This is a genomic window from Flammeovirga sp. AWQ4_249 (assembly GCF_056161045.1).
Genome location: NZ_JBSWYJ010000002.1, coordinates 275,519 through 287,980, shown reverse-complemented (window position 1 = coordinate 287,980; position 12,462 = coordinate 275,519). Strand labels below are relative to the sequence as shown.

8 protein-coding genes are annotated in these 12,462 nt (G+C 32.0%); 7 read left to right on the top strand and 1 reads right to left on the bottom strand.

Annotated features, from left to right (window positions below; translation table 11 throughout):
• Positions 1-170 precede the first annotated feature (170 nt).
• Positions 171-545 carry a hypothetical protein gene (locus ACXAHM_RS03115; protein ID WP_474958934.1) on the bottom strand — a complete coding sequence of 125 codons (375 nt, stop codon included), beginning with the start codon at positions 543-545 and terminating at the stop codon, positions 171-173.
• A gap of 216 nt (positions 546-761) precedes the next feature.
• On the opposite strand from ACXAHM_RS03115, the gene ACXAHM_RS03110 reads away from it, so the two are divergent.
• The 7 genes from ACXAHM_RS03110 (at position 762) to ACXAHM_RS03080 (ending at position 12,440) form a co-directional block, all read left to right on the top strand.
• Positions 762-1,691: a helix-turn-helix domain-containing protein gene (locus ACXAHM_RS03110; RefSeq protein WP_474958933.1), complete on the top strand. Its 930-nt coding sequence runs from the start codon at positions 762-764 to the stop codon at positions 1,689-1,691.
• Positions 1,692-1,863: 172 nt separating this feature from the next.
• Entirely contained in the window at positions 1,864-3,423 is a 1,560-nt protein-coding gene (locus ACXAHM_RS03105) for a DUF1254 domain-containing protein (protein WP_474958932.1), read from the top strand.
• Between the two features lie 29 nt (positions 3,424-3,452).
• Positions 3,453-4,871 carry a CoA transferase gene (locus ACXAHM_RS03100; protein WP_474958931.1) on the top strand — a complete coding sequence of 473 codons (1,419 nt, stop codon included), beginning with the start codon at positions 3,453-3,455 and terminating at the stop codon, positions 4,869-4,871.
• 147 nt (positions 4,872-5,018) lie between these two features.
• A complete protein-coding gene (locus ACXAHM_RS03095; RefSeq protein ID WP_474958930.1) occupies positions 5,019-5,495 on the top strand; it encodes a Crp/Fnr family transcriptional regulator in 477 nt (158 codons plus the stop codon).
• 72 nt (positions 5,496-5,567) lie between these two features.
• A complete protein-coding gene (locus ACXAHM_RS03090; RefSeq protein ID WP_474958929.1) occupies positions 5,568-6,353 on the top strand; it encodes an SDR family NAD(P)-dependent oxidoreductase in 786 nt (261 codons plus the stop codon).
• Positions 6,354-6,922: 569 nt separating this feature from the next.
• Entirely contained in the window at positions 6,923-12,190 is a 5,268-nt protein-coding gene (locus tag ACXAHM_RS03085; RefSeq protein WP_474958928.1) for a cadherin-like domain-containing protein, read from the top strand.
• 46 nt (positions 12,191-12,236) lie between these two features.
• A complete protein-coding gene (locus ACXAHM_RS03080; protein ID WP_474958927.1) occupies positions 12,237-12,440 on the top strand; it encodes a hypothetical protein in 204 nt (67 codons plus the stop codon).
• Positions 12,441-12,462 lie beyond the last annotated feature (22 nt).

Sequence of the window (12,462 nt, the reverse complement as noted above, 5' to 3'; positions counted from 1 at the left end):
TTTTGTGAATTTTTAAAATTTAGAATATTAAAATTCTTATTGATCAATAACATAAATGATTTCAGAATTGTTCCTTTTTTTCTAAAATGAAAAAAGACTCAAGTTATAAAACTTGAGCCTCTTGATAGACAGGTTTAACCATATATATTATCCTAATCAATTTATATTTTTTAAGCACCAAACATTTCCTGTCTCAATTGTGCTTTTATTTTCTCTTTTAATTTAAGGTAAGACTTAAACTGTTTTTTTGTCAATACACCTTTTAATTCGTTCTCCTTCGCATCTTCAATAGCATTTATTTTATTCAATTTTGCCAATCCACTCATTGAAGAAGCTTTTGAAATTTTTTCAATTTTTTGAGCGTTCTCTAAATTGATAGCTTGTACAGCAGGAATTTGATCATCAGAAAGTTTCAATACATCTTTCATTTGATCTGTTAGAAAAGTAGCTCTATCTTCTGGAGTAGGAGCTGGAGCTGTATTCTGTGCAAATGCGGCAGTTATTGACAATCCGATGAGAAGGATAAGTGTACTGAATTTTTTCATGAGTTTGTTATTTTGTGTTTCCTAACTATTCTCTATAACGGTCTTTTGATGGGAAAAGAATTTTTGATAGTGTTTACTTCGTTTCATTTTTTGACTAGATAAACGAGGATACTTCTATTAATAAGTTTAGATTTTTTTGGACTTCTTTTTTCTTTTTTGGATAGTACAATCTTTTTTTTGACAGAATATGTATATTCATTACAAACAAAATATATTATGATCACAGATGTTTTAGAGCATTGGAATAAATACTTTAAAGGAAAGATTCACAACGATCAATTGACGTTTGATAATGATATTGGTAATGGCCGTATCGATAGCTTTCAACTGACCGAAAAACTACAACTTTTTAGAACTTTTATCACTTTAAAACAAGAAGTAATTGGTCAAGCTTTACGTTATGAAGATGATGATCAATATGTGACTATAATGTTAGCAGATACTTGTGCTATATTTTTTGAAGCCAAAGAAAACATAAAGTTGAAAGAAGGTGCTTTGATTGGTAATGATAAGACCAATTTACCTTGGCGGTTACCAGCAAAACAAAGTACAAGACTTGTGACATTAAGAGTTCAGAAAAATTACTTTGATAAGATGGTAGAAAGAAGTGAACATCTGAAATCTGCTTTCCCTATAGATCATCCATTCCTTGTCTTTGAAGAGATGAGTCATATTATGAAAGGGACTTACTATCGTATATTAGAAATTCAAGATTCTCCTTATCATCGAGAACTAATTTACTCTTGTGGTTCTTATCTGTTTCATCTTCTATTTGAACAAATGTCATTAAAGGCAAAAGTTAAAGATGAAGGAAAATCAACTTTAAATGTGCAAGGTGTTTTTTTAGCAAGGAATATTATTAATGAAAAAAATGGAGTAGGTGTAAGTATTGAATTTCTATCAAGAGAATGTGGGATTAGTAAAAGTCATCTAAGAGCTAATTTCAGTAAGGCATTCGGCATATCTATGTATCAATATATTTTGGGAGTAAAATTAGCAGAAGCAAAAAAGAGAATATTAAAAGGTGATAAATCTTTATCAAGAATTGCAATAGATATGGAATTTTCTAGTAGTAGTCATTTTACTACTTCTTTTAAAAGAGCTTATGGAATAACCCCAAAAGAATTCCAAAAACAAACCAAATAATGATTTAAAATGTTATAAATATATCATGCTTCACCTCAGTAATCATACTGTTGTGAGGTTTTTTATTTTATAAATTTCATCACAGCAAAATGTATAAATTTTTCATAAGAATATGAAAAGTACTTTCCCAAAAACGATCGTTTGATTAACCATGACATTTAAAAAAAATAGTATGAAACGCACACAAATATTAATCTCATCATTACTAGTATCCAGTTTTTTTATGGGTTGTGATGAAAAGAAAAACACTACAAATACACAAGATGATTTTAAAGAAATCTCTTCAAAATATAATACTAAGGTTCCTGAAGATATTTTGACACCTAATAAGGTTTCTACAAGTATTGGAGAATTAGAGTACCATGATGGAATGCCCTCTGATGCAACTGTTCAAAAATTGTATGACAATTTAGATCATCTAAGAGGGGTGGAGACTTTCTTAAACGGTATCCCTGCCGCTTCTCTAGAAACATTTAGAAGGGGCGTTGCCAGTGTTGGATCTGACGATTATTATAAAGTGGGCATCTTCGAAGATATGATGGGTTCGGATGCTTTCTTCTTAACAGGAAATACAAGTACGGTTTATGCCTCTGTCTTTTTAGATTTAAAGAAAGATGGACCTATAGTCATCGAAGTACCTGCAGGCTGTGGCCCCGGTACCGTCGATGATGCCTTTTTCCGTTATGTAATTGACTTGGGAATGCCCGGCCCTGATAGAGGAAAAGGTGGAAAATACCTGATTCTACCTCCAGATTATAAAGGAGATGTTCCTTCTGAAGGTTATTATGTGGCGAAGTCCAGAAGTTATGTAAACTGGGTAATTCTTAGAGGTTTTTTAGTAGATGGAAAGCCTGATTATTCTAGAGATATGTTTAAAAATGGATTAAAAGTTTACCCATTAGGTAAAAAAGACGTATCTCCAGAAATGGAGTTCATCAATATGTCTGACAAGAAATTTAATACCATTCATGCTAACGATTACCATTTTTATGAAGAGTTGAATGCTGTAATTCAGAGAGAACCTGTCTCTATGTTAGATCCTGAATTAAGAGGGATTTTCTCAAGTATTGGTATTGAAAAAGGGAAAGCGTTTGCTCCTGATGCACACAAAAAAGAAATTTTGACTGATGCTGTAAAAGTAGCCAATGGAACAGCACGTGCCTTAGCTTTTAGCTCAAGAGATAAAGAAGCAAAAGTGTATGAAAATTCGAATTGGGAAAAAGGATTTATAGGTGGAAATTATCAATGGTTAAAAGACAACGGTAATGGAGGTCGTAACCTTGATGCACGTTCTCGTTTCTTCTACATTGCTACAGTAAATACTCCTGCGATGACTTGGAAATTAGAAGGAATAGGTTCTCAATATGCTATAGCAAGTAAAGATAAGAACAACAAATACTTTGATGGAGGAAAAAACTATACGTTAACACTACCAGCAAATGTGCCTGCTAAAAACTTCTGGTCAGTATGTGTTTATGACCCACAAACAAGATCAGAGTTACAAACAGGGCAAGAATTTCCAAGTATTAATAGCCAACGTTCTCCATTGAAGCAAAACGAAGATGGTTCTTACACTTTATACTTTGGTCCTAAAGCACCAAAAGGAATGGAATCCAATTGGATTCAAACAGTTCCAGGAAAAGGATGGTTCACTATCCTACGTTTATACGGACCGCTAAAACCTTGGTTTGATCACACATGGAAGCCAGGTGAGATTACTCCAACAAAATAATTATCCAATTTTAAAATAAGCTTACTAACATGCAATCTTTCAATCTTCAAAAATCCTATGCTTCTTTTTGCGAAGATATAGGTATAGCATCCACGAACTCAGGTTTAACGACTTTAGAATTTAAAGGGCAAGATCCAGTTCTCCCAACAAAATTAAGATTTGGTTCTATTTATGGAATTCCTGCAGCAGCTACAGCAGCACAAGTGGCAGATATATGGAAAATACGAACAGGAGAAACTCAAAATGTAGAAGTAGATATTGAACAAGCCGCACACATGGTGGCAGATATCCCTTACAGTACATTAAATGGAGAACCCTATCACACAAGATTTGCCTTAGTACCAGGAAAATACAAGACTCCTTATGTGTTACAGTTTTTTCCTACCAAAGACCATAAACTTTTTGTTCCCGTTGGTTTTTACCCCAATATGGAAAGAAAATGGAGTGAGTTTTTGGGAGTGCTAGCCACACATGAAGCTGTTGCCGAAGCCATAAAAAAATGGAATGCTGAAGATTTACAAGAAGCATGTAATAAAGTGGGATTAGTGGGTAGTTATGTGCGTACGAAAGAAGAATGGTATGCTACCGATGCAGGGAAAGCACTGATGGAGCAACCTGTAGCCAAAATCACAAAAATCGCAGAAGGTGAACCAATTGCTTGGTCAGAAAATCCTAAACGTCCGCTTAGTGGTATCAAAGTGTTAGGAGATACACATGAGATCGCAGGGCCTATCATCGCAAGATCTTTAGCAGGGCAGGGTGCGGATAGTTTACAAGTAACAGACCCTATGGAATATTGGCATCAAAGTGTCTACCTTCAATGTGCTCAAGGCGTAAGACAAGCTTCAATTGATTTATCAAAAGAGGAAGATAAAGCGACTTTTCATGCCCTAGCGAAAGAAGCGGATGTTTTTGTGGAGAATTATAGAACGACAGGGAAAACAGCACAAGAAAATTTCACCCCTGAAGTTTTAACAAAAAACCACAAAGGCTTGATATATGTAAAAGTACATGGCATTTCTTATGATGGAATGCCTTGGACGGATAGAGGATGCTTTGACCCATTAGCCATTCCAATGACAGGCGTTGCCGCTTTAGAAGGTACAGTCGAAGAGCCAAAATTTCCAGTTGGCGATTTCTTATGTGATAATATGACAGGATTAATTGCTGTTCCTGCAGTATTAGAAGCTCTAAAAAGAAGAGCTACAGAAGGAGGATCGTACATGGTGGAAGTATCACTGGCCAAAACGGCAATGTGGGCAATGGATTTAGGCACTTTTGATAAAACTCCTGAAGACCTTCCTAAAGTGGAAATCAAGAAAATGAAAATCGAGGGAAATTTAGGAACAATGATTCGTCCAGCTTCAGCAGTAAAATACAGTAGCACTGAAGATCAGTGGGAACAAGGAATAAGCTATAGAGGAGCCGATAAGGCCGAATGGCTATAGTTTTAAGGAAAAAATCTTATAAATTTCATAATTGTTTAAAAGTGCTCAATTAATTTCTTCGGAAATCGATTGGGTACTTTTTTTATTTGAGTGAATACATTTAACTTATTTGTTTTATAGGTCACATTTGGTAAAACACATCATTTGATGAAAACAATACAGGTTACAAAAGGACAGATCATACAAAGAAAAGGTGAGCGGAATACGAAAGTATATAAAGTGATTTCAGGCTTACTTAGAAGTTATGTGATTGATGAAAAAGGGAAGGAACATATTTTTATGTTTGCACCAGAAAATTGGAACATAGCAGATAGTGAAGTGCCAGAAGAACCCTGTGAGTTATACATTGATGCCTTAGAAAATTCTGAAGTATTGGTCTTGGATAAAGATCCCTCTAAGGATGGTATTGAAATAGGTCAATTGCTAAAAAGGATACTTATGATGCAAAAAAGAATAATATCACTTATGTCTTATACTGCTTACGAACGTTACGAACAATTTATCACTACTTACCCCAACATTGTCCAAAGAGTACCTCAAAGAATGATCGCCTCCTTTTTAGGTGTCACCCCTGAAGCATTAAGCAAAGTGAAGTCAGAACATCGAAAAAAATTAAACTCTTAATCTAGATTAATGCTTTTCCTTTTTGAGTCCCTGATATTTGTATCATTATCAAAACTTAAAAACACAAAAGATATGAACATTATCGTTACAGGCGGTCACTCAGGAATGGGATTAGAGTTAACAAAGAAGTTATTAGCTGAAGGAAATAAAGTAGGGATTATTGTTAGAAGTGAGCAAAGAAAAGCAGAAGCTCAAAAACTCTTCAATAGTACTGATAAGATAGAGATCTTTATTGCTGATTTAAGTGATAGAAATGAGATTGATAAAGTGGCTACAGAGATTAATGATCAATGGGATCATTTAGATGGTATTTTTAATAATGCTGGTTTGTTATTAGATCAATTATACCTTTCAAAATACGATAATGAGTTACAGTTAGAAGTGAATGGAATTAGCCCTTACCTTTTAACTAAAGCATTAAAACCTTCATTGGATAAAGCAGAAAAACCATTTGTGGTGAATACTGCAACTGGCGGATTAAATAATAAAAAAGAGATTGATATTCCTGCTTTCAAAAAGCCAGAGAAGTTTGTGAAATTAACGGGTTCATACATGGACTCTAAATTGATGCTAGTTTTATTGATGAATCATTTGGATAAAGCATGGGAGAATGTACGCTTCGTAAGTGTTAACCCAGGTGCTATAAAAACAAAAATGACAGCCGGTGATGGAATGCCTTTCTGGTTGAGACCTATCAGAAACTTATTCTTTATGTCTCCAAAAAGAGGTGCTCAAAGTTTATACAATGCCGCCTTTGCTAAGAAATATGTAGGCAGTGGTCTGTTTATCAGTGAAGGGAGCATCAAACCAATGAAATATGAAATTAGTGAGGGTGAGATAGCAGAATTATTAAATTAATGTATCCCTTTTTATATATATGAAATAGCCATTCTATTACAATGTAGAGTGGCTATTATATTAATATTAAATGATTTTGAAAGTTATTGTCTTCTATTATATTAAAAACTCATTATTCGACCGTTTAGTTAGTTATAAGAAACTATTTAGATGGTCTTTTTTTGTTAGTAATTTCTTTAATAACTTCTGAACTTTCTAATATTTTATTTGAATTCAAAGCATGAACAATTATTGGATTAATTAAAAATGAAGCATTGGATCGTTAGACAATAAGAAAATGTATTAAGTATTCTTTTTGGTCAATAACTTGAAAGATATTACATAAAAACTTAATTGTCAATGATTTAACAGTTCATTGTGATTTTTTATTTATATTTGTATAATCATCAAAAAATCTAATTTCACATACCTTTATTATCTAAAAAATCTCATTATACCAATAAATAAAATACATAATCCGATTATTAATTACATACATCTATTAACACTCTTATTAACATACCCAAGGAATCAAAACTATATTAACAATTGAGCTTTTGCTTCAAAATGTTCAATTTAAAAACCTAATTATGAAACTCATTACTACTCGAATTTTTATTCTGATCTGTTTCTGTTTATATCAGAACTTTGATACGATCGCCCAACCCACTTTAAAAGCATCAGATTTAATTGTTATTGGAAGAAATACTGATGGAGATGATGGTTTTGCCTTAGCTGCATTAGCTGATATACCTGCAAATTCTGTCATTTTTATAACTGATGAAGGTTTTGATACAAACGGTTTTACATTTGATGGCAGTGAAGATGTTTTTAAATGGACTATTGGCTCAACAAAAATTAATGCAGGTACAATTATTCGGTTTACTAATGCTTCTACAACTTCATTAACCCTGATAGATACAAACCATGGAACAATAACACATTCAAATGGATCATCTGATATGAATCTTTTAGCAGGAGACCAATTATTCATATACCAAACAAATAATAATTCATATAACGGAACAATGCAAAAATTAAATACCACTAATGGAAACATTGAAGGTGGGTTAATTTATGCATTCAATGCTGATAATTCAACTCCAAGTAGTTATGGATGGCTTTCTCAAGGTAATCATACTTCTGCTACATCTCAGTTTCCCATTCCGTTAAATTATATATTAACTACATATGATGGTACAGGATCAGCAAGTTTTGCTAATGGTAATGGGATGTTAACAGTAGGTCCCTTAAAAAATGATATTCCAGATGAGAAAGACAATTATATATATGACGGTCCAACTACAGCAGCTTCAAAAACTGATTGGATGATAAGAATTCATACCACATCGAACTGGTTAGGTAGTGATACTGAAGAATATGATCTTACGAGTGGTTCTTTATCAAATGACTTTTCTATAATCACAGCTGACAACACACCACCAACAATAAAAACGAACGACACACTTTATGTTGTTTATGGTAGTGAATCAAAATATCATGGTTGGCTCCAAGCAACAGATACCGCTTCTGCTGATTCTCTAATAACTTACAATTTAGTAAGTAATCTATCCTATGGTCACTTCGTTAATGTGGATGATGCTTCAACATCAATTCAAAGTTTCACTCAACAACAACTAGATGAAAATAAAATAATTTACATCACAGACACCATAAAAAGTGAGACTGAAGAGTTCCAATTTACAATTACAGATGAAAATGGAAATACATCAGATTCTCTTGATTTTGTTATTAAAATTTATCATAATCCAATTGTAAATATTATATCAGAAATAACAATCAATGAAGGTGATTCAGTAATTCTTTCTACAACTCACTTCAACGTAAGTGATTTTGATTCACCTGATGATTCAATTACTTTTTATTCACCTTTCGCTAGTCATGGCCAAATTACTTATTCAGTTCCCAATCCTGGTATTATGCATGTTCCTTACAATGATGTTTTAAATAACCAATTTAAATACATACACAATGGAAGTAATACTACAGTAGATTCAGTAGCTATTGCTCCATACGATCATACAGCAGGAACCCTTTCAGATCCAGACTCTGTTAAGTTGGAAAGAACTAGAGCATTTCATGATTTTAATTCTCTTATTTATGTAAAAATTAATATTAATCCTGTTGATGATGATTCTCCAACTCCATCCATAAATACAGGCGTAACAATCAATGAAAATGATACAATAAACATCACCACATCACATCTGTCATATTCTGATTCAGATACCGACAGTACTTTATTAACTTATACAATTACTACTTCACCGGAAAACGGATACTTTGCTCTTGCTAATGACCTAAGTGCAAGTATTTCAAGTTTTACCCAACAAAATTTAATAGACGGAAACTTGTATTACATCAATAATGATGATGCAGCAATTAGTGATTCCATTATTTTTAATGTCTCAGATACCGCATCCAATACATTAGCAAATCAATCTTTCAATATCGAAGTAAATCTAGTAAATGATCTCCCAATAGTGACAACCAATGAAACAGTCACTATAGATGAAGGGGACACTATTCTCATTACTACTGATATATTAAATTTTAGTGATGCAGATTATAATAATGATTCTTTATTTTTCTTTTCTATGATAGGAACAGACAATGGTAAATTTGTCTATGAAGATCTAGAAGAATATAATAATCAAACCCTAAATACTGGTATTCCTTTAAATGAAACATCCCCAATTCCATTTTTTTACTTAAGTTGGATTAAAGAGGGTAAAATACGATACATTCATGATCATAGTAATACAATAACTGATTCAATAGAATTTACCATTATAGATAATATTAATATCGAAGTTTTCTTTGATTCTATGATGAGCGACGATTCTGATTATTTGGAAAACACGTATGGTAATTATTCGTTTAGTGTATTCTCTGTTAATATTAATCCTATTGATGATGATACTCCTACTCCATCCATAAATACAGGTGTTACAATCAATGAAAATGATACAATAAACATCACCACATCACATCTGTCATATTCTGATTCAGATACCGACAGTACTTTATTAACTTATACTATTACTACTTCACCGGAAAACGGATACTTTGCTCTTGCTAATGACCTAAGTGCGAGTATTTCGAGTTTTACTCAACAAAATTTAGAGGATGGAAACTTGTATTACATTAATAATGATGATACAGCAATAAGTGATTCAATTATTTTTAATGTCTCAGATACTGCATCGAATACATTAGCCAACCAATCTTTTAATATTCAAATAAATCCCGTCAATGATCACCCAATAGTGACAACCAATGAAACAATCACTATAGATGAAGGGGATACTATTCTCATCACTACTGATATATTAAATTTTAGTGATGCAGACTATAATAATGATTCTTTATTTTTCTTTTCTATGATAGGAACAGACAATGGTAAGTTTGTTTATGAAGATATGAACGAATTTAATAATCAAACTCTTAATGCTGGTCCCGGTTTTAATGAAACATCCCCAATTCCATTTTTTTACTTAAGTTGGATTAAAGAGGGTAAAATACGATACATTCATGACCATAGTAATACAGCAACTGATTCAATATATTTTACCATTATAGATAATATTAATATCGAAGTTCTCTTTGATTCTATGATGAGCGATTCTGATTATTTGGAAAACACGTATGGTAATTATTCGTTTAGTGTATTCTCTGTTAATATTAATCCTGTTGATGATGATACTCCAACTCCATCCATAAATACAGGAGTTACAATCAATGAAAATGATACAATAAACATCACCACATCACATCTGTCATATTCTGATTCAGATACCGACAGTACTTTATTAACTTATACTATTACTACTTCACCGGAAAACGGGTACTTTGCTCTTGCTAACGACCTAAGTGCGAGTATTTCGAGTTTTACTCAACAAAATTTAGAGGATGGAAACTTGTATTACATTAATAATGATGATACAGCAATAAGTGATTCAATTATTTTTAATGTCTCAGATACTGCATCGAATACGTTAGCCAACCAATCTTTTAATATTCAAATAAATCCTATAAATGATCTCCCAATAGTGACAACCAATGAAACAATCACTATAGATGAAGGGGATACTATTCTCATCACTACTGATATATTAAATTTTAGTGATGCAGACTATAATAATGATTCTTTATTTTTCTTTTCTATGATAGGAACAGACAATGGTAAGTTTGTTTATGAAGATATGAACGAATTTAATAATCAAACTCTTAATGCTGGTCCCGGTTTTAATGAAACATCCCCAATTCCATTTTTTTACTTAAGTTGGATTAAAGAGGGTAAAATACGATACATTCATGACCATAGTAATACAGCAACTGATTCAATATATTTTACCATTATAGATAATATTAATATCGAAGTTTTCTTTGATTCTATGATGAGCAACGATTCTGATTATTTGGAAAACACGTATGGTAATTATTCGTTTAGTGTATTCTCTGTTAATATTAATCCTATTGATGATGATACTCCAACTCCATCCATAAATACAGGTGTAACAATCAATGAAAATGATACAATAAACATTACCACTTCTCATCTGTCATATTCTGATTCAGATACCGACAGTACTTTATTAACTTATACTATTACTACTTCACCGGAAAACGGGTACTTTGCTCTTGCTAATGACCTAAGTGCGAGTATTTCGAGTTTTACTCAACAAAATTTAGAGGATGGAAACTTGTATTACATTAATAATGATGATACAGCAATAAGTGATTCAATTATTTTTAATGTCTCAGATACTGCATCGAATACGTTAGCCAACCAATCTTTTAATATTCAAATAAATCCTATAAATGATCTCCCAATAGTGACAACCAATGAAACAGTTACTATAGATGAAGGAGCATCAATAACTTTAAATAATACATATATTGATGCTGACGACCCAGATAATAATAACAATGCATTATTGTATTGGGTAATGACTCCTCCGGAACATGGAGAGCTTATATATCTTCAAGTTAGATCTGAAAAAATTAATAATGAGCGAATTAATGAAGGATTTAGACCTTATTTAAGTTTTCACCAATCGGACCTTCAACTTGATTTAATTCGATATGTTCATGATGGTAGTAATTCAGAACTTGACTCGATAGTTTTTCATGTTTTAGATAAAAGTACCTTAAATGGAGATCAATATTCTGAAGTAGAGGATGCATACATGGAATCTACTCGATATGTATTATACTTTAATATTAATCCTATTGATGATGATTTACCTTCAATCATATCTAATAATGATGTAATCGTGAATTTTAACGAATCAGCAATAATCACCAATAGTATATTAAATGCCAATGATACAGAAAGTGAAAATCATTTGTTGAGATTTGAAATCACTACACCTCCAAATTATGGACATATAGAAAATGTAGATAATGAAGGAACAAATATTACTTCTTTTACGCAACAACAATTAATTGATAACAAAATCCGATATGAACATGACGGTACAGACAATTTAATAGATTCATTAATTTTTAAAGTAATAGATCTTGCATCTAATGAATTAATTGATCAAGTATTACATTTTACAATAAATAGTCCTACCAGTATTAATAGTTCTATTTTAGATGACATAAACTATTATCCTAACCCAGTTAGTAACACATTAAATATCAAATTTAATGAAATAATTACTGGTGAGATAATGGTATACACTTTAGATAATAGAAAAGTAGTACATGATAGCTTTATAAAAAAGAATCAGGTATCTATTGGATTAGAAGGCTTTAATAAAGGTTTTTATCTAATAGCTATTAATTCTGAAAAGGGTCAACATAGTTTTAAGGTCTTAAAAGATTAGAAATCTTCTATAATTATAAAAAAGAGGCTATCTCATAAAAACAAAAATGACAGCCGGTGGCGGAATGTCATTCTGGTTGAGACCTATCAGAAACTTATTCTTTATGTCTTCGAAAAGAGGTGCTCAAAGTTTATACAATGCCGCCTTTGCTAAGAAATATGTAGGCAGTGGTTTGTTTATCAGTGAGGGGAGCATCAAACTAATGAAATATAAAATAAAGGAAAGTGAGATAGCAGAATTATTAAATTAATGTATCCCTTTTTATATATGAT